Raw genomic sequence first — 18,789 nt, 5'->3', positions numbered from 1 at the left:
ACCTGGAAGGGCACTGATGCGAGAGTTCGAAGCCCCGGCTTCTTACACCATTCCGGAACACGCGAACAATTCCGACAGCGTGTTCCGGCACGCGGAGCACTCGCCCCGCACAGTGCTGTTCAACGTCACCGACGGCAGCGGCGGCGTCACCGATGTGACCGCCGCCGAGTTCGCGAAAACCGTCACCGCCGTGGCCAAGGGCCTGCTCGCCTCGGGCATCGAACTCGGTGACCGGGTGGCCATCATGGCCCCCACCCGCTACGAGTGGGTCGTGCTCGACCACGCGATCTGGGCCACCGGCGCCTGCACCGTGGCCATCTACGACAGCTCCGCGGCCGAACAGGCGAAATGGATCCTTCAGGACTCCGCGACCAAGCTGCTCATCGTCGACAGCGACAAACACCGCGAGGTCGTCGAGCAGATCGACCCCGACGCACTGCCGAGCCTGAGCGAGACCCTGCAGATCGACAAGGGCGTCATCGCGGAGCTGACCGCACGCGGCGCCGACCTCGACGACGCCGCCGTCCACACCCGCCGCGCCCAGGTCACCGCGGCCTCCCCGGCGACACTGATCTACACCTCCGGCACCACCGGCCGCCCCAAGGGCGTGATCCTCTCGCACGCCAACCTCTACGCCGAGTCCAAGTCCGACCGGATCGCGTTGAGCGCGTTCGTCGCCGAGGGCAACAAGACGCTGATGTTCCTGCCGCTGGCGCACGTGTTCGCCCGCGCGGTCACCCTGGCCGCTCTCGACGCGAAGGTGATCGTCGCGTTCAGCTCCGATTGGTCCACCCTCGTCGACCAATTCGGCAGCTACCGGCCGCATTTCATCCTCGCGGTGCCGCGCGTGTTCGAGAAGGTTTTCAACGGCGCCAAGCAGAAGGCGCACGACGGCGGCAAGGGCAAGATCTTCGACCTGGCCGCTGATACGGCGGTCGCCTGGAGCGAGTCGCGCGACAACGGCGGCCCCGGGATCGTGTTGAAGGCGAAGCACGCACTGTTCGACAAGCTGGTCTACCGCACCTTGCGAGCCGCGCTCGGCGGGCAGTGCTCGGCCGCGGTGTCCGGCGGCGGACCGCTGGGCGCGCGCCTCGGCCACTTCTTCCGTGGTATCGGCATCACCATCTACGAGGGCTACGGCCTCACCGAGACCACCGCCGCGATCACCGTGAACACCCCGACCGGCACCCGTGTGGGCACCGTCGGCCGCCCGATCGAGGGCCACGCGATCAAGATCGCCGACGACGGCGAACTGCTGCTGCGCGGCTCGGTGGTGTTCGAACAGTACTGGGGCAACCCCGAAGCCACCGCGGACGCCTTCGCCGACGGCTGGTTCAAGACCGGCGACCTCGGCGCCATCGACGGCGACGGCTACCTCACCATCACCGGCCGCAAGAAAGAGATCATCGTGACCGCGGGCGGCAAGAACGTCTCCCCGGGCCTGATGGAGGACGCCCTGCGCCAGCACCCGCTGATCAGCCAGGCGATGGTGGTGGGCGATGGCCGCCCCTTCGTCGGCGCCCTGATCACCCTCGACCCCGAGATGCTCCCACGCTGGAAACAGGACCACGACGTGCCCGCCGACACCCCGATCGAGACGGTTCTCGCCAACCCCGCGCTCGTCGCCGACATCGATGCCGCCGTCGCCGACACCAACAAACTCGTGTCCCACGCCGAAGCCATCAAGAAGATCCGCATCCTGCCCGTGGACTGGACCGAGGCCACCGGCGAACTGACCCCGAAGATGTCGCTCAAGCGCGCGGCGGTGATGAAGAAGTACGCCGCGGAGGTGGACGCGATCTACGGCTGATCGGCGACCGCGCGGTCCGGCGCCGCCGAGCTTGATCGTGCGCAAGGTGACCGAGCATTCGGCGCTAACCAGCCGCCAGTCGACCCTTACCCGGATTGATCGGGAGGTCCAGCGTCGTCTTCAATCCCGGCGCCGCGGCCACGACGGCGGGGATCGCGTTCACGATTCGCAGGGCGGTGCCGACCAGGCTCGCGTGATTGTGGTCGCCGTTGTCGCTGAACATCGCGAGATCGAGGTCATAGTGCGGCTCACCGGTGATCCGAACCCGATAGGAGCCGCCGGTCCGAGCGGGTTGCGGCCACTCCGGTGCGAGATCCTCACGCAGCCGGGTGACATGCTCGAGCACCGCGACAGCACGGCCGTCGACCATGCCGCGCACTTCGAAACGCAATGCCGCCGCCGTGCCTTCGGCGATCTCACCGGAAGCGATGGTGAACGTTTCGTGTGCGGGCAGACGCTCGTAGGTCTCGGTCACCTCGTCGAGCTCGACACCCATTCCCGCAGCGAGCTGACGCACCACACTGCCCCACGCCAGCGACAACACCCCCGGCTGCAACAGCAGCGGAATCTCGGCCAGCGGTGCACCGAACCCCATGATGTCGAACATCACCGCACGGTTGTCATAGGTGGAGTAGTCCACGATTTCCATACAGCGGACCTGATCGATCCGCTCGCAGGTACTCATCAGCGCGAACGGGATGAGGTCGTTGGCGAAACCGGGATCGATCCCGTTGACATACAACGACACCCCGCCCTCGGCGGCCGCCGCCTCGATGGGTCCGGACAGCTCCGGGGGCACCACATCCCATGGGTACTGCAGGAACACCGGCCCACTGGCGACCACGTTGATCCCCGCGGCCAGGATCACCCGCAGATCCTCGAGCGCCTCCATCAGCCGGTTGTCGGCCATCGCGGTGTAGACGACGCAATCCGGGCGCAGCGCCACGATCGCCGCGGTATCGGTGGTCGCCGCGACGCCACTGGACCCGGGCAGTCCGGCGAGCTCACACGCGTCCAGCCCGGCCTTGGCCGCACTCGACACGCGCACACCCACCAAGTCCAGTCCCGGATCACTCAAAACCCCACGCAGGGCCAGCTTTCCGACGTTTCCGGTTCCCCAGACGACGATTCGATGATTCATGGCGGAGCCTTTCACAGGTCGGGGATGGGCAGATCGAGATTCGGGCTGATGAGTCCACCATCGGGTTCGAGCACCTTCCCCGTCATGAAACTGCCCGCATCCGAGGCCAGGAACAGCGCGGTGGCCGCGACATCGAGGGGAACACCCAGGCGGCGCAGCGGGGTCTTCCGCTCGAGCTCGGACCGGAACTTCTCATCGGCGGCGACCACTTCCAGTGCCGAGGTCAGAATCGAACCCGGGGCGATGGCATTGACCCGGATCCTGGGGGAGAGGTCGAGCGCCGCCAACCGGGTGTAATGCGCGAACGCCGCCTTCGCCGTGCCGTACGCGAGAAAAGCACGACCGGGCAGGCGGCCCATCGTCGAGGTGATGTTGATGATCGACTTCCCGCCCGGCGTCTCGAGCAACCTCGGCACCGCCGCCTGGATGAGCCGGTGCGCGGCCGTGACATTGAAGGCGAACGCGTCATCGAGACTCGCGGCGGTCGCTTGCAGGAACGGCGTCGGCATCGCACCGCCGACATTGTTGACCACCACGTCGAGTCTGCCGAACTGCTCGATCGCGCCCTCGACCAGCACGGCCGGATCGTCCTCGGCCAGATCCGACACCACGATGTGGGCGCGCCGGCCGGCCGCCTCGATCGCCGTTCCCACCTCCGTCAACTCCGAACGAGTGCGGGACGTGATCACCACATCGGCGCCCGCTTCCGCGAAGGCGATCGCCATCGCCCTGCCGAGACCGCGACCCGCGCCGGTCACGATCGCCACCCGGTCATCGAGCCGGAACTGATCGAGAATCATCGCACTCCTCCGCTCCCATGTGACGAATATTCGTCACTGAGCTGGCAAATAGTCGCGCTACTGTAGACGTCCGGATAACGAAGGACAAGAGGAGAGCCAGTGCGCGAACCCGCCGATTCCGGCGCGTCACCGCCGACCTGGCGCGTGATCGCGGTCATGGAACTGCTGGCCCGACTCGACAAAGGACTGACGGTGTCGCAGATCGCCCAGCGACTGTCGGTCCCACGCGCCACGATCGCCTCGATCACCCGCGAACTACACGCCGCACGCTGGGTGCAGCGCGACGAACGCCTGCGCTACCGAATCGGCCCCGCCGCACTGGAACTGGGCGCGGGCCGGACCGGAGACGAGATCACCCGGGCCGCCGAACCCATCCTCACCCGCCTCGCCCGCGACACCGGTTGCGGCGCCACCCTGTCCCGGATCGCGCCCGGCACCCTGACCGTGGTGGCCAAGCGATACCCCGAAACCGGCCGCGTGATCCCGGGATTCTCCCTCGGCCAGCCCATTCCGCTCGGCTACCCCGCCGGCGCCGCGGTGATGCCATGGCGCGAGCGCGCCGAACAGGACGCGTGGATGGCCACCGCGCAGACCGCCGGCAGGCAGGGACGTCAGCTGATCCGCTTCGTCGCCGAGCACGGGTTCGCCATGTTCCGGCCCGGCGACGGCAATGGTCACCTCGTCGAGGTGCTCGTCGACCTGCTCACCGCCAGCGGATCCGCCGGTGTCGAACGTTCGGCACGCGAGACGGCCCTGCGCCAGATCGCGCGGCTGACCTCCCACCCCTGCACCATCACCGAGATCACCGACACGCCCGCCCTGCCGGTCAGCTACCTCTCGGCCCCGATCGTCCGCGACGGCCGCGCCGAATACGAACTCCAGCTCGGCATCCTGGCTGCCGCCACCGAGCCCGCCCAACGCCGGCGATACATCCAGCTCGTGCGCAGCTGCGCCGACCAGCTCGCCGAAATGCTCGCCGATCAGCCCCACGCGCGCCGCGACCCCGGCATGTCGACACCACCCTGAGCATCCGGCACCACGCCGAGCACCTGATGGATACCGAGCCCGCCGTCCTCGAAACCCAACGCCGACGCCGCCATGTAGAGCCGCCAGATCCGGGCCCGCCCGGCACTGGACAGCGCGACCGCCTGGTCCCATCCGCCTTCGAGATTGGCGACCCACCGGCGCAACGTCAGCGCGTAGTGCTCGCGCAGCGCCTCCACATCCCGTACCTCGAATCCGGCGCGCTGCATCGCCAGCACCACCTCACCGACATCGATCAGCTCCCCGTCCGGGAAGACATAGCGGCCGATGAACGAGCGGCCGGTCATCGTGGACCCGCCGGGGGAGGAGATCGCGTGATTGAGCAGGCGCCCGCCAGGAGGAAGTAGCGCACGCAACGTCTCGAAGTACTCCGCGGCGCGCTCGGTACCGACGTGCTCGAACATCCCGATCGAGGAGATGACGTCGAACTCCTCACCGCGCAGCTCCCGATAATCCGCCAGCCGGATCTCGACCTGCCCGCTCAACCCCACCTCGTCGACTCGCCTGCGCGCCAGCTCGGCCTGCTCCCGACTGATCGTCACCCCGACAACCCGCGCGCCGTACACAGCCGCGGCGTGCATCGCCATCGACCCCCATCCGCACCCCACATCGAGCAGCCGCGTCCCCGGCCGCTCGGCCACACCCAGCTTGCGGCAGATCAGATCGTGCTTGGCGGCCTGGGCGTCCTCGAGCGTGAGCGAACCGTCGGCCGGGGCATGACCGTCGTCGTCGGTGGCGACGAACCGTGCGCACGAGTACGTCATGCTCGGGCCGAGCACCAGTCGATAGAAGTCGTTGCCCACGTCGTAGTGATGACTGATCGCCGCCGCGTCCCGGCGCCTGGTGTGCAGCCGTCCACGCCGCGGACGTGCTTCCTCCGGGGGCGGCGTCGGCCGATGCGTCAGCGCACCGAGCTGCCGCGCCGCACCCATGGCCTTCCACGCTGCATCGAGGCCGAGCCGGGCGTCGTCCGATGCCGTCAATTGCAGCGACCGAAGAATTTTGAAGATGTCGCCGTCCAGATCCACATTCCCAGACACATAGGCACGGGCCAGCCCGAGCTCACCCGGCGCCCACACCATGTAGCTCAACGCGTCCTTCGACCGCACCCGCATCGTGCCGGAACACACCCCGGCCGGCTCGATCGCGCTACCGTCCCAGAACTCGAATCGCACCGAGGACTCGGACCCCAACGCGGCCCGCATCAAAGGTTCGAACACCGCCGCGATGGTGCTGTCATTGCCCATCCGACCACTATCACCCGCGACCACCGACCCGAATGCCAACGACGCGGATCAGCCGCGAGGTTTCCCCTTCACGCACCCGATTCCGGGAGGGCCGAGAAACCCACGGCCATCGGCCAGCCTCTCCCCATGCATCAATTCGTCACAGTGACGAATTGATGCATGGGGAAGGTGGAGGGGGAGTGCTACACCAACTCGACGCGACTCTCGGTTTCGCCCATACCTGGGGCCTGGGAGCCTGTTTCTGGCGCATTCGCCAATGATCACCAGCCGACCCAAACGGTCCCGAAATCACCAATCCGGCCGAATCCCACATTCCGGATGAACCCAGGCGGTGGGCACAGAATGGAACGAACACGTCGCAGACGTCCGGAAGAGCCTGTAACCCACGGGAGTGCGCGCACCACGGCACCCAGCGCAACAATGCACACGCTGCCAAAACTCACGAAAAACACTTCCGACCGGCCGCGTTAAAACGCCGATAATGCACATTATGACAAGTAAACCCTGTGCCGCGGCGATCACTAACGGTCAGCGTTGGGGTGTCAGGGTGATGGCGCCGATCACAACGTCGCCGAAGAACGCCGGGCCCTCGTATCCCCCGTGGCCGTCGCTGTTCAGGATGACCCGGTGGCCGGGAAACAAGTCCAGGTAGCCACCGTCGGGCGTCGGCTGAATCGGATAACGCCCGATCAGGACGAGTTCGCCGCCCTCGACGCGGGCGTCGCGTTGTAGGAGCACGATGCCCGATGACCACGTCGTGGATGTGTAGGCGCCGGGTTCGACGTCGGCGAATGCGTGACCGCTCGTGCCGCACAGCGTGGCACCACCCACGGCCACGGCGACGACGGCGGTCCGCATGATCGTTGTCCTGGCGCGTATGGACATCGTCGACTCCTGTTGCCTCGGGCGATCAACTCTACGCCTCGGGATGGTGGAGGCCGATGATTCAGCTAGCGGCGGCCTGCATGGCGACTCCGTCGACGTAGGAATGCTTTTCCTTGACCGCGCCGTCCTCGATCAGGACATAGTCCGCCAGGTCGACGAGCACGGCTTTACCGGTGACCGAGGTGCCGGTGAGCTGCCACTGCACTACCCAGAAGTCCTCGCCCACACGCAAGGAGATCAGGTGAAAGGTCAGGTCCGGGACGAGGGCCAGTAGCTGGGTCGCGGACTGGTGGATCGCGTCGCGGCCGCGGGCGGGTTCCTGGCCGGAATGCAGGTGGAACAGTGAGTCGGCGGTGTGGAGTTCGACGATACGGTCGGGGTCGCGGGCAGCCCAGCAGGCGTGGTAGCGCTCGAACAGTTCCCGGGTGGCGGTGGTCATGACAGTGGACTCCGATCGTTGGCCTCTCCCCCGTGACCGGGGGAAATCCAGTGTGTCCGAGGCGATCCCGTGGTGGCGAGGGGCGGGCGCCGCGAGTTCTGTCATCGTCGTTGGGCATGGGCACAACGGCTGATACCTTGGGGCCGGTGACCCAGGACACCCGGATCGTCGGTCCGCGCCTGCTGCGGGAACTGCGGGCGGATCTGGCGGCGATCTCGGAGCTCGTGACCGCCCGGATCAATCACGACGACGCCGACTACGAGGACGCGGCGCTGAGCCGCGACGAGCTGGCCGAACTGGTCGCCGACAGCCTCGCGGCCCTGGTCGATGCCATCGCCGGAGTGCCCTATTCGCTCGAGCCCGCTCGTCACGCCGGACGTCTGAAGGCCGAACGCGACATTCCGCTCGACAGCTTGCTGCACGCGTTCCGGGTGGCGGGCATGGCGTTCTGGGAGGTCATCGTCGAACGGGCCGATGCCGACGACCAGCCAGCACTCGCCCGAATGTCCACGCGGGTGTGGGCGACGATCGACGAGTACTCGGTCGTGGCGGCCGAGGAGTACCGGCGAGTGGTCGTCGTCGGGAACGAACAGCCCGATCAACGGTTGCTGCGGGCGCTGCTCGATCAGGATCTGCCCGCGGTACAGCGTGCGACCGTGGCCGCCCGGATGCGCCTGCCCGCCCACAGCACGTTCGTCGTCCTGTTCGGCGAGCTCCGTCTGACGGTGACCGGCGTGCGCACCGTCGATACCCTGCTCGACGACGGACCGGTGACCCTGGCCGCGGCGGACTCCCCCGCCCTGCTCGATCGCGCACTCGGTGCCGTCGCGGCGCGCGCCGGTGCCAGCAGGCCCTTCACCGACCTCACCGCCGCGTCGACCGCGCTCGGCCAGGCGCGCCTGGCGTTCGGCTGTCTCGGCCCGGCGGACGGGGGAATCCACCGGTACGGCACGTCCTCGGTGCGGGTGATGATCGCGGCGAACCCGGATCTGGCCGCGGAAGTCTTCGCGGACGCGCTGACCGCGTTCGACCGGCTTCATCCCGATGATGCGACGGCGCTCGCGCAGACCGCCCTGGCCTGGTTCGACCTCGGTGGTTCGACCTCGGCGGTCGGAGCGCACCTGCATCTGCACCGGAACACGGTGCTGCACCGGCTCAAACGGATGGAGCGGCTCACCGGTTGGACGTTCGCGGCCCCGGCGGAGGCGGCCACGTTGTATCTGGCACTGCAGGTGTGGTTGCTCAGGAGTCGGCGGGCTGGTGGAGACCGGTGAGCTTGTCGGGGTTGACCTGGAAGCGGATGTTCTCGATGTGCCCGTCGCGGATGTCGTAGGTGAGGGCGCCGACGAGGTAGTCGCCGATGAGGCCGATGATGCCGAGTTCGCCGTTGATGGTGGCCGGTTGCAGGCGGATGCCTGCGGAGGTCGGTTTGGCCATGACGCCGAGCATCCACCGGGCGACGTGGTCGGGGCCGTGCATCGGGCGGCGGGCGGCGGTGACCTTGCCGCCGCCGTCGTTCCACAGGGTCACCTCGGGGGCGAGGATTTCCATCAGCGCGTTGAGGTCTCCCCCGTGGCAGGCGGCCATGAACTTCTCGGTGACCTCCTGGCGGGAGGTGTCGTCGGTGTCGAAGCGGGGGCGGCGGGACTGCATGTGTGAGCGGGCGCGGTGGGAGATCTGGCGGATGGTGGGCTCGGGGCGATCGAGGAAGCCGCCGATTTCGGCGTGTGAGTACCCGAAGACCTCGCGCAGTACGAACACGGCTCGTTCGACGGGGCTGAGGGTTTCGAGGAGGACCAGCATGGCGGTGGAGACAGTGTCCGCCTTTTCGGTCTCCTCGGCGATGTCGGGCGTGGTGATCAGCGGTTCGGGCAGCCACGGGCCGACGTAGGTTTCGCGGGTGACCCGGGCGGAGGTGAGGCGGTTCAGGGCGAGGTTGGTGACCGCGCGGACCAGGTAGGACTTGGGGTGCTGGACCGAATTCTGGTCGACGGCATGCCATTTCAGCCAGGCGTCCTGGAGGATGTCCTCGGCGTCGACGACGCTGCCCAGCATCTGATAGGCGGTACTGAAGAGCAGGCGGCGGTGCTCGGCGAAGGGATCGGCCGAGGTGGCGTCGGCAGTCGGAGCGCTGGTTCTGGCCGGGTCCCGCATGGAATACATGCCTACCGGTATCGCCGGGACGGTGCCACCGGACGGCCGCATGTTCGCTGGAACGGTCCGGCCGTCGGAGTCGGCTCACTGGGTCGCACGGGTGGCGCGGCCGCCGTTGGTCATCTTGACCGGCAGTTTCACGACCTTGCTCATCTTGTATGCCATCGGCGGGGTCTTGCTGACCGATTCCTTGTAGGCGACGGCGGCTTTGCCCTTCAGGTACCACCGGGTCGGGGTGTCATCGGCCTTGGTGAACTGGATGACCGCGTCCTCGCGCCCCAGGCTCACCGGCTGGTGGAAGTAGCCGATGCGGAACGGCTTGACCTTCTTGCCCTTCAGCAGTCGCGTGATGACGCCGACGGCGTGGGCGGCCGAGGCCACGCCGGTCTGGCAGGTGCCGTGCACCTCCCCCCAGGCCTGCCGGATCACCGCCGCGTCGCCGATGGCGTGGATCTCCGGGTGCGAGACCGAGCGCAGGGTCGGGTCGGTGTCGATGCGGCCCTGTTCGTCGGTGGCGATTCCGGACTGGGCGGCCAGCGGGGAGACCCGAACGCCGGTGGTCCACAGGGTCAGGTCCGAGGCGAGCGTGTCGCGGGTGTCGAGGTGCACGGCGTCGGGCAGTACCTTGCCGACCTTGACGCCGACCCTGCGCTGCACGCCCAGCCGGTCGAAGACGCGGTTCACGTGCGCGCGGGCCTTGTCCCCCATCATCGCTCCGGGTTCGGTGGCGCTGACCAGGGTGACGGTCAGGTCCGGATGAGCCTCGGCGATCTCGGCTGCGGCTTCGATGCCGGTGAGGCCGCCGCCGCAGACGGTGACGGTGCCGCGGTCGGCGGCGATCTCGGTGAGTCGCTGCGAGAATCGGTGTGCCAGGCGGGGATCGTTCAAGGTCCAGGCGTGCTCGGTGGCGCCGGGGACAAGGCTGGTGTCGGTGGCGCTGCCGAGGGCGTAGATCAGGCGGTCGTAGTGCAGGGTCGCGCCGTCGTCGAGGGTGACGGTCCGGGCGGCGGTGTCGATGGCGGTGGCGGCGGCCTGCCGGAAGTTCACCCCCGAGCCGTCGAGCAGGGTGGGGATGTCGAAGTGGGCCAGTTCCTGCCCGGCCGCGACCTGGTGCATGCGCAGCCGCTCGGTGAAGCGGGGCGACGGGTTCACCAGGGTGATGTCGACGTTCATCTTCCGGGTGTCGCGGGCCAGGTAGGTGGTGGCGATCATGCCGGTGTAGCCGGCGCCGAGGACGACGATCTTGTGGGTGTCGGTGGAATTCATCGTGTGCTCCGAGGTCTTGTCCCGTTGTGGTCGACCATGGGACAGGGCAGCCCTCGTGAACGTGACAGGTCATCATTGTGACCTGCGTCACCACATACTCGCTCCTCAATAGTCACTATGACAGACTTCATAGAACGCGACCGACAACCGAGGAGCGCAATGCCCCAGGACTCCGTGGCCACCGACGACGCGACACACCGGCCGGACGGTGGGCAGTGGCGCAAGACGGCGTGCATCCTCTGCGAGTGCAACTGCGGCCTGGAGGTTCTGGTCGAGGACGGAGCCCTGACCAAGATCCGCGGCGACAAGCAACATCCCGGCTCGGCGGGCTACACCTGTGAGAAGCCGCTGCGGCTGGACAAGTACCAGAACGGGCCGCACCGGCTCGACACTCCCCTGCGCCGCCGACCCAACGGCAGCTACGAGCAGATCGATTGGGACACCGCGCTCACCGCCATCCGCGGCCGCCACGGCGGGGACAAGATCTTCTTCTACGGTGGCGGCGGTCAGGGCAACCACCTCGGCGGCGCCTATGGCCGCGCCCTGTTCCACGCGGTGGGCGCGAAGTACATGTCCAACGCGCTGGCCCAGGAGAAGACCGGGGAGAGCTGGGTCGACAAGCAGCTCTACGGCAACCACACCACCGGCGACTTCGAACACACCGAGGTCGCGATCTTCGTCGGCAAGAACCCGTGGCAGTCGCACGGCATCGCCCGTGCCCGACCGGTACTGCGGGAGCTCTCGCGTGATCCGGGCCGGGCGATCATCGTGATCGACCCACGTCGCTCGGAGACCGCCGACATCGCCGACTTCCACCTCCAGATCAAACCGGGTACCGACGCCTGGTGTGTGTCCGCGCTCGTGGCGACCCTGGTCCAGGAGGATCTGCACGATGTCGCGTGGCTGGCCGCGCACACCACCGGCAGCGAACAGGTGCTCGACGCACTGCGCGGGATCGATGTCGCCGACCACGCACGCCGCTGCGGTGTGGACGAGCAGTTGATCCGGAGTGCGGCGCGCCGGATCGCCGCGGCCGAGAGTGCCGCCACCTACGAAGACCTCGGCGTGCAGCAATCGCCCAACTCCACGCTGGTCGCGTACCTGAACAAGATGATCTGGATGCTCACCGGAAATTTCGCCAAACCCGGTGGCATGCATATTCATTCGTGGATGTTCCCGCTGGCGGGCAGTTGGTTCCCGGTGCCTTCGCAGCGGCACCCGGTGCGGGCGCCGCGTTCGCGTCGGGCGGTCGGCGGCACGGCGATGCGGCTGGGTGCGGCACCGCTGCGCCGTGTCATCGCCGGTGCGGCGGGCTCGGCCGTGGCGACGCGGGCCGCGAACCTCGTCTCCGACGTCGCGCTACAGGCGTTCTTCGATGCCGTGGCCGTGCCCACCGCGCGCATCATGGCCTCGGCGCTCGGCCGCTTGGAGGAGGCGGGAACCACCCCGGTGTCGGGTGCGACCATCATCGGTGGTCTCATCCCGTGCAATGCGATCACCGAGGAGATCCTCACCGAGCATCCGGATCGTTTGCGCGCGCTGTGGGTCGATTCGTCCAATCCGGCGCACTCGCTGCCGGATTCGGGGCGGTTCCGGCGGGCGATGCGGGAGCTGGAGTTGAGCGTCGTCGTCGACGTGGCGTTCACCGAGACCGCCCAGCACGCCGATTACGTGCTGCCTGCGGCGAGTCAGTTCGAGAAGGTCGAGAGTTCGTTCTTCACGCTGCACTTCCCCCACAATTCCTTCCAGGTGCGGCGTCCGGTCACCGCGGCGTTGCCGGGCACGCGCAGTGAGCCGCAGATCTACGCCGAGGTCATCGACCGGCTCGGTGTCGTCGAGCCCGCGCTGCTCGACCAGTTGCGCACGGCCGCGGGGATCGGGCGTGAGGCGTTCGCCCTCGCCTTCTTCTCCACCATCGCCAACCGGCCCGAACTGGCCGGCCTGGTCCCGTATCTGCTGTATCGGACGCTGGGCGACACCTTCGCCGAATCGGAGCGATCGTTGGCGCTGATCTGGGGGCTGGCGCATCTGGGTGCGATCTCCCAGCCCGACGCGGTCGCGCGCGCCGGGTTCGATGCCCGCGGTTTCGCGCGAGGTGAGCAGCTGTTCGAGGCGCTGCGCGACCGGCGCGAAGGGGTGACGTTCGCCGAGGATCGCTACGAGGACGCCTGGAACTACATCCAGCATCCCGACGGCCGTATGCACCTGGCGATTCCCCGGCTGCTCGACGAGCTCGAACGGATCAAGAACACCGAACCGCTCTATACGACACCGGAATTCCCGTTCGTGCTGTCCGCCGGTGAGCGGCGCGCGTTCACCGCGAACGTGATCATCCGCGATCCCCGGTGGCGTCGCCGTGACGCGCAGGGAGCGCTGCGGATCAGTGCCGCCGACGCCGAATCGCTGGGGCTCGAGTCCGGTTCGGGGGTGCGGGTGGTGACCGAGTCCGGTTCGGCGCAGACCGTGGTCGAGGTCAGCGACATGATGCAGGCCGGCCACATTTCGCTGCCCAACGGTTTCGGTGTGAGCTATCCCGGCGAGGACGGTGTGGTCGGTGTGGCGTTGAACGGTCTCACCAGTTCCACGCGCCGTGACGAGTTCTCCGGTTCGCCCTGGCACAAGAACGTTCCGGCCAGGATCGAACCACTCCTCTAGGTGGCGTTCGCCGGCGTGCTGCCGATGGCGGCGACGATGGGCCGGAGCGCGTCGAGGGTGCGGTCGAGGGGGGTTGTGCTGCGGTGGGCGCGGCAGAGGATGGTGGCGCCTTCGAGGCTCGCGATCACCAGATTCGCCACGCTGACCGCTTGCGTGGTGGGAGCGCCCGCGGACTCGAGGACGGCGGTCATCAGCGTCTGCCAGTTCGTGAAGGTCCGCTCGACCAGCTCCCCCGCGCCGGGAAGGTCCGCGCGCGAGTCGACCACCAGGGCGACCATCGGGCACCCGCGCTCGTAGTCACCGGATTCCAGGGTCGCTCGCCAGAATTCGCCGAGCCCGTCCAGTGCCCGCAGCGGGTCGCCGTCGCGGCAGGCGTCGGTCACCACTGTCGTGAGGTAGTCCGCCGCGGTGCGCCCGGCGGTCAGGAGCAGTTCGTCGCGGCCACCGGGAAAGTGGTGGTAGATCGATCCTCGTGGTGCGTTGCTGGCCGACAGGACGGCGTCGAGGGTCACCGCTGTCGCGCCGTGCGCGCAGAGCAGCTCGATCGCGCTGCGCACCATGCGTGCCTTCGTGTCACCGCGGGCCATGTCTGCATCCTCACCGGGAAAATGACGCTATGTCATAGGTCAGATTACAGTTCACCGATCGGCCGACAGCACTGCCGCGAGTCCGTCCTGGAGGTCCTTGACGAAGTACTCGGGAACCTCCAGAGACGGGAAGTGTCCCCCGGTTTCGGGTTCGGTCCATCGGACGATCCGGCGGTATCGCTCCTTGGCCCAGGGGCGCGGGCACTTCTCGACGTCGCGGGGGTACATGGTGAGGGCTGACGGGACGTCGACCCGCAGGTCGGGGTCGAGTGAGTTGTGGCTTTCGTAGTAGATGCGGGCCGCCGAGGCGCCGGTCCGGGTCAGCCAGTACAGGGTGACGTCGTCCAGAACGCGGTCTCGGGAAAGCGTCTCGAACGGGCTGTCTTCGGTGTCTGTCCATTCGGCGAACTTGTCGAGGATCCAGGCGAGAAGTCCGACCGGTGAGTCGACGAGTGAGTAGCCGATGGTCTGCGGTCGGGTCGCCTGCTGTTTCGCGTAGGCCGCGCGGTGGCGCCAGAAATGGTGGGTTTCCTCGGTCCATTCGCGCTCGGCCGCCGTCAGGCCCTCGGTGGTCAACCCGGGCGGTGCCGCCGCGAACGTCGTGTGGATGCCGAGAACGTGCGCGGGGAACCTGCCGCCGAGGACGGTGGTGATATTGCCTCCCCAGTCGCCGCCGTGGGCGGCGAACTCGCGGTAGCCGAGCCGTCCCATCAGTTCCACCCATGCGGCCGCGATCTTTTCGGTTCCCCACCCGGTGGTGGCCGGTTTGTCGCTGTAGCCGAAGCCCGGTAGCGACGGGACCACGACGTGGAACGCGGGTGCGTCTGCCTCTTTCGGATCTGCCAGCTCGTCGACGACATCGATGAATCGGGCGATGCTGTCCGGCCAGCCGTGCGTCAAGATCAGCGGAGTGGCGTCCGCGCGCGGGGATCGGCGGTGCAGGAAGTGGATTCCGAGATCGTCGATGGTCGTGCGGAACTGGCCGATCCGGTTGAGACGGTCTTCGAACGTCCGCCAGTTGTACTCGGTGCGCCAGTAGTGCACGAGATCGACGAGGTCGGCGAGTGGTACGCCCTGTTCCCATCGTCGACGGCCGGGCGCGGTGTGGTGGACCGTCTCGGCTTCGGGCAGGCGTGCCGCGGCCAGTCGCGCGCGCAGATCGTCGAGGTCGGCGTCGGCCGCCTGGGCTTCGAATGGTTGCACGTCGGTGGTTGGGCGGGGCATGAGACCTCCTGGCCATCGCGGGATCGACTGGGCGATTCGAGAACCGTCTAAGACGGTTCTAACACGCATCCGTTCCCGTGTGCAACCGGCTAAGGTGGTTCCATGCCTGCTGTGTTCCCCGACTTCCGCCTCGGCACTGTCCTGGCGACCAGCTTCACGGCGACACTGACGGAGCGGCAAGGCGATGCCGTGGAGCGCATCCCCACACCGCAGCGACTGCTCGACTGGCTGGCCGTGAGCGGTTTGGCCGTGGACTCCTGCACCACCGCCCAGCTCGAACTCGCTCGGGAACTGCGGGAGTCGATTCACGCCGCCGCGACCGCGGCCGCGATCCACGACACTCCCCCGGCGTCCGCCGTCGAGGTGATCAATGACCGCAGCATTCAGGGCCGAGCCTCGGCCGTCCTGACGGCCGACGGCAATCGGCAATGGTGGCTCGGCTCGCCGTCCTGCGTGGAAGATGCCCTCGGCGTGATCGCCGCCGACGCGATCAGCATCATCGCCGGGGAACGGGACGGACGACTGGCCCTGTGCGCATCGCCGACCTGCCGCGCCGCCTTCTTCGACACCAGCCAGAGCCGCACCCGCAAATGGTGCGACATGAACACGTGCGGAAATCGCCAGAAGAAGGCACGCTTCCTCGCCAATCAGCGGAAAGCCGCACACCAGTAGCCGCAGGCGCCGCTGTCCCGATGTTCTACCGTGGGATTCGTGGAGATCTCCGAGGGCTGGGACAGTGTCGCGACGGTGGTCGAGGATCGTTGGATCGAGCGTCGGCCGCGTCGACCGGAGGTGGCTGATCAGCTGCTGCGCGAAGTTCGGCTGATGCCCTGGCTGGCGCCACTGCTGCCGTTGGCGGTGCCGGTCCCCTGGGTCGTGAGCGATGATCCACTCATCGTGCGGCACACCCTGGTTCCCGGCCGAGCGATCGACGCACCCGGTGTCGAGCACGGGCGTGTGGTCGGCGCGTTTCTGCGCGCACTGCACGACAGTCCCCCCGCCGACGCGATCCAGCGTGGATTGCCGTCGGCAGAAGTGACCAGAAGGACCCGGGATGCGGAGATCGGCCGGTTCCGGACCGAGGTGATCCCCCTGCTCCCTGTCGCCCACCAGGATTCGGCGACGGCGATCCTCGATGCCGTGCGAGAGTTCCCGGCGGACACGGTGGTCCACGGCGACCTCGGTCCCGAGCACGTCCTGGTGAACGACGGGTCCGTCGCCGGGGTGATCGACTTCGGCGACATGCACCTCGGCGATCCCGCCAACGACCTCGCCTGGCCCCTGTTCGGTACCCCGGCACCTTTCGCGACCGCGGTGGCCGACGCCTACGGTCTCACCGACGAGCTACACCGCCGCGCTCTCGTCTGGCATCGCCTCGGCCCCTGGTACGAAGTCACCTACGGCCTCGACATCGACGACCCCGCGACGGTCCGCAGCGGCATCGCGGGACTGCTCGACAGGCTGGCATCCCCGGCCGGGTAGTGCCGCTGTCGGACGGGAACGACTGTCGTGGTGGCGATCTCGAACGCCGACGTTCATGATTGAAAGGAAGTGTTCACGGTGACCGCGCCGGGCGACGACTCGTCCGAGGTCAGCGCGGGGGGCTCACCACGAGTGAGATGAAGGTAGAAATGAACAAGAAGTTCTTCGCGGCCGCTGCGGCGCTGTCGGCCAGTGTCATCGCATTGACGGGGTGTTCGAGTGACGCCGACGTCGTCTCCAAGAATCTGTCGAAGGAATCGGACCAGTTCAAGATCGACCGCCGGGTCGTGTTCTTCAACGGCATCACCGACAAGTACCTGCTCTCGATCGAGGGCAAGTGCTCGATCAACGACGACGGCAACCAGCTCGAGGTCACCTGCAAGACGGGCGAGGACGAGTACAAGAAGCACTTCCTCGGCCTCTCCGACAATGTCAGCTACTTCGTCGAGCAGCTCGAATCCGCCGAGGTCAGCCGCTACCACTACAAGGTGATCTTCAAGCCCGAGACCATCATCGCCGACGTCGACCGCCCCTGACCGGGTTCCGCTAGCGACTGTCCGGAACCGCTGTCCCTGCAGGGATTTCAGGCTCGGGCGATGAGTTCGTGTTGCCGGCCGGGGTGAAGCGTGCGCGGACTCCTGGATGGTCGAGGAGATGGGCCGGGTACCCGGGCCCGGTCCGTACCTCGACGTCGCGATGATGCAGCGTCTCACCGCAGGCCGAGCAGACGACACGGGCGTGTGTGTCATGGTCGCAGGCGGTGTGGTGCATGAGCACCGGCACACCTTCGTCGTCGCTGAGCCACCGGTCGCCCCAGGCATTGAGCGCGGCCAGGACGCCGAAGAAGTCGCTGCCCTTGTCGGTGAGCAGGTATTCATGACGGACCGGTTCGCGCTGATAGGCGCGCCGCGTCACGATGCCGGCCTCCTCGAGTCGGCGCAGTCGGTCGGTGAGGGTGTTGCGGGCGATGCCGAGGGTGGCGATGAAGCCGTCGAAGCGTGACTCGCCGTAGAACAGTTCGCGCAGCACCAGCAGTGTCCAGGCATCGCCGAGGGTGCCCACCGTGCGGGCGATCGAGCAGGGCCACCGATCGAATGCTGTCCGTCTCACGGCGTCCACCATATCAGTCTCGTTTTCAGATGCACTTGCGTCCAGCGGTGCGATGTCGCTAGCCTCCTGCTGAGTCTAGAAATGAAACTTAGGAGGATGGATGGGTGTCATGCCCGCAGACCCGGTCACAGTCACTGTCGAACGCGACGGGCACGTGCTGTTGATGGGATTGAACCGGCCTGCCAAGCGCAACGCGTTCACCCGGCAGATGATCGGCGAACTCTCGGCCGCGTACGGTCTGCTCGAGTCCGACGATGATCTGTGGTGTGGAGTGTTGTTCGCCCACGGCGAGCACTTCACCGGCGGCCTCGACATGCTCGATGTCGGCGCCGAGCTGGCCTCCGGGCACTTCACCGGCGCCGAAGGCGGTCGGGATCCGTGGCGGCTGGACGGAACCTGGTCCAAGCCCGTCGTCGCGGCCGCGCAGGGCTGGGTGATGACCCTTGGCATCGAGCTGCTGCTCGCTGCCGACATCCGGGTGGCCGCCCGCGATGCCCGGTTCAGCCAGTACGAGATCCGCCGCGGAATCTACCCCTTCGGCGGCGCCACGCTCCGGTTCCCGCGTGAGGCGGGCTGGGGCAACGCGATGCGTTGGATCCTGACCGGTGAGGAGTTCGACGCCCCCGAGGCCCACCGCATCGGCCTGGTCCAGGAACTCGTGCCCGACGCCGACGCGGCCCGCGCACGGGCCATCGAGATCGCGCGGGCAATCGCGGAACGGTCCGCGCCACTGGGGGTACGCACCACCCTGGCCTCGGCCCACCGGGCCCGTGACCACGGCGACGCCGCGGCCATCGCCGAATTGCGTCCCGATGTCGCCCGCCTGTTCGCCACCGCCGACGGCGCCGAGGGCTTGCAGTCGTTCGTCGAACGCCGCGACGCGGTGTTCACCGGCCGCTGACCCGGCCACCCAACCACTGCCCGAGGAGAAACTTGTTGTGACCA

At 67.7% G+C, this 18,789-nt stretch carries 18 protein-coding genes; 8 read left to right on the top strand and 10 right to left on the bottom strand.

Annotation, left to right across the window (positions count from 1 at the left end):
• The first annotated feature begins 16 nt into the window (after positions 1 to 16).
• The gene (locus ACFVVM_RS06475) at positions 17 to 1,810 is read left to right on the top strand and encodes an AMP-dependent synthetase/ligase (RefSeq protein WP_387613695.1); all 1,794 of its coding nucleotides are present in this window, start codon (positions 17 to 19) and stop codon (positions 1,808 to 1,810) included.
• A 64-nt stretch (positions 1,811 to 1,874) separates the two neighbouring features.
• On the opposite strand, the gene ACFVVM_RS06470 is transcribed toward ACFVVM_RS06475, so the two are convergent.
• Positions 1,875 to 2,951 (bottom strand): diacylglycerol kinase, encoded by a 1,077-nt coding sequence (locus ACFVVM_RS06470; protein ID WP_387613693.1) that lies wholly within the window; start codon positions 2,949 to 2,951, stop codon positions 1,875 to 1,877.
• Positions 2,952 to 2,962: 11 nt separating this feature from the next.
• A complete protein-coding gene (locus ACFVVM_RS06465; RefSeq protein WP_387613691.1) occupies positions 2,963 to 3,751 on the bottom strand; it encodes an SDR family oxidoreductase in 789 nt (262 codons plus the stop codon).
• A gap of 99 nt (positions 3,752 to 3,850) precedes the next feature.
• On the opposite strand from ACFVVM_RS06465, the gene ACFVVM_RS06460 reads away from it, so the two are divergent.
• A complete protein-coding gene (locus ACFVVM_RS06460) occupies positions 3,851 to 4,777 on the top strand; it encodes a helix-turn-helix domain-containing protein (RefSeq protein WP_387613688.1) in 927 nt (308 codons plus the stop codon).
• Here ACFVVM_RS06460 and ACFVVM_RS06455 read toward each other — a convergent pair.
• From ACFVVM_RS06455 to ACFVVM_RS06445, 3 genes are all read right to left on the bottom strand, one after another.
• Positions 4,732 to 6,042, bottom strand: a complete 1,311-nt coding sequence (locus ACFVVM_RS06455; RefSeq protein WP_387613686.1) for a class I SAM-dependent methyltransferase — start codon at positions 6,040 to 6,042, stop codon at positions 4,732 to 4,734. The two genes, ACFVVM_RS06460 and ACFVVM_RS06455, sit on opposite strands and share 46 nt — an antisense overlap.
• A gap of 528 nt (positions 6,043 to 6,570) precedes the next feature.
• Positions 6,571 to 6,900 (bottom strand): hypothetical protein, encoded by a 330-nt coding sequence (locus tag ACFVVM_RS06450; RefSeq protein WP_387613683.1) that lies wholly within the window; start codon positions 6,898 to 6,900, stop codon positions 6,571 to 6,573.
• An 88-nt stretch (positions 6,901 to 6,988) separates the two neighbouring features.
• Positions 6,989 to 7,366: a nuclear transport factor 2 family protein gene (locus ACFVVM_RS06445; protein ID WP_387613681.1), complete on the bottom strand. Its 378-nt coding sequence runs from the start codon at positions 7,364 to 7,366 to the stop codon at positions 6,989 to 6,991.
• Between the two features lie 146 nt (positions 7,367 to 7,512).
• Between ACFVVM_RS06445 and ACFVVM_RS06440 the strand changes: the two genes are divergently transcribed.
• Positions 7,513 to 8,640, top strand: a complete 1,128-nt coding sequence (locus tag ACFVVM_RS06440; RefSeq protein WP_387613678.1) for a helix-turn-helix domain-containing protein — start codon at positions 7,513 to 7,515, stop codon at positions 8,638 to 8,640.
• On the opposite strand, the gene ACFVVM_RS06435 is transcribed toward ACFVVM_RS06440, so the two are convergent.
• Positions 8,609 to 9,529, bottom strand: coding sequence for an RNA polymerase sigma-70 factor (locus ACFVVM_RS06435; protein WP_387613675.1), 921 nt, complete (start codon positions 9,527 to 9,529; stop codon positions 8,609 to 8,611). The genes ACFVVM_RS06440 and ACFVVM_RS06435 overlap by 32 nt on opposite strands.
• 75 nt (positions 9,530 to 9,604) lie before the next feature.
• The gene (locus ACFVVM_RS06430) at positions 9,605 to 10,786 is read right to left on the bottom strand and encodes an NAD(P)/FAD-dependent oxidoreductase (protein WP_387613673.1); all 1,182 of its coding nucleotides are present in this window, start codon (positions 10,784 to 10,786) and stop codon (positions 9,605 to 9,607) included.
• Positions 10,787 to 10,945: 159 nt separating this feature from the next.
• On the opposite strand from ACFVVM_RS06430, the gene ACFVVM_RS06425 reads away from it, so the two are divergent.
• Positions 10,946 to 13,441 (top strand): molybdopterin-dependent oxidoreductase, encoded by a 2,496-nt coding sequence (locus ACFVVM_RS06425; protein WP_387613671.1) that lies wholly within the window; start codon positions 10,946 to 10,948, stop codon positions 13,439 to 13,441.
• Here the strand turns inward: ACFVVM_RS06425 and ACFVVM_RS06420 are convergent.
• Both ACFVVM_RS06420 and ACFVVM_RS06415 read right to left on the bottom strand, forming a co-directional pair.
• Complete coding sequence (locus ACFVVM_RS06420) at positions 13,438 to 14,028, bottom strand: TetR/AcrR family transcriptional regulator (protein ID WP_387613668.1); 591 nt, start codon at positions 14,026 to 14,028, stop codon at positions 13,438 to 13,440. The genes ACFVVM_RS06425 and ACFVVM_RS06420 overlap by 4 nt on opposite strands.
• A 51-nt stretch (positions 14,029 to 14,079) precedes the next feature.
• Positions 14,080 to 15,252, bottom strand: a complete 1,173-nt coding sequence (locus ACFVVM_RS06415) for an epoxide hydrolase (protein ID WP_387613665.1) — start codon at positions 15,250 to 15,252, stop codon at positions 14,080 to 14,082.
• Positions 15,253 to 15,354: 102 nt separating this feature from the next.
• On the opposite strand from ACFVVM_RS06415, the gene ACFVVM_RS06410 reads away from it, so the two are divergent.
• The 3 genes from ACFVVM_RS06410 (at position 15,355) to ACFVVM_RS06400 (ending at position 17,270) form a co-directional block, all read left to right on the top strand.
• Positions 15,355 to 15,924: a CGNR zinc finger domain-containing protein gene (locus ACFVVM_RS06410; protein WP_387613662.1), complete on the top strand. Its 570-nt coding sequence runs from the start codon at positions 15,355 to 15,357 to the stop codon at positions 15,922 to 15,924.
• Between the two features lie 39 nt (positions 15,925 to 15,963).
• Positions 15,964 to 16,734: a phosphotransferase gene (locus ACFVVM_RS06405; RefSeq protein WP_387613660.1), complete on the top strand. Its 771-nt coding sequence runs from the start codon at positions 15,964 to 15,966 to the stop codon at positions 16,732 to 16,734.
• A gap of 137 nt (positions 16,735 to 16,871) precedes the next feature.
• Complete coding sequence (locus ACFVVM_RS06400) at positions 16,872 to 17,270, top strand: hypothetical protein (protein WP_387613657.1); 399 nt, start codon at positions 16,872 to 16,874, stop codon at positions 17,268 to 17,270.
• Positions 17,271 to 17,280: 10 nt separating this feature from the next.
• On the opposite strand, the gene ACFVVM_RS06395 is transcribed toward ACFVVM_RS06400, so the two are convergent.
• Positions 17,281 to 17,844 (bottom strand): winged helix-turn-helix transcriptional regulator, encoded by a 564-nt coding sequence (locus tag ACFVVM_RS06395; RefSeq protein ID WP_387613654.1) that lies wholly within the window; start codon positions 17,842 to 17,844, stop codon positions 17,281 to 17,283.
• 109 nt (positions 17,845 to 17,953) lie between these two features.
• On the opposite strand from ACFVVM_RS06395, the gene ACFVVM_RS06390 reads away from it, so the two are divergent.
• Positions 17,954 to 18,745: a crotonase/enoyl-CoA hydratase family protein gene (locus tag ACFVVM_RS06390; RefSeq protein ID WP_387613651.1), complete on the top strand. Its 792-nt coding sequence runs from the start codon at positions 17,954 to 17,956 to the stop codon at positions 18,743 to 18,745.
• Positions 18,746 to 18,789 lie beyond the last annotated feature (44 nt).

Source organism: Nocardia sp. NPDC058176, assembly GCF_042883805.1.
Classification (GTDB): Bacteria; Actinomycetota; Actinomycetes; order Mycobacteriales; family Mycobacteriaceae; genus Nocardia.
Note: the sequence above shows the minus strand (reverse complement) of the source record. Positions and strands in the feature narration are given on the sequence as shown.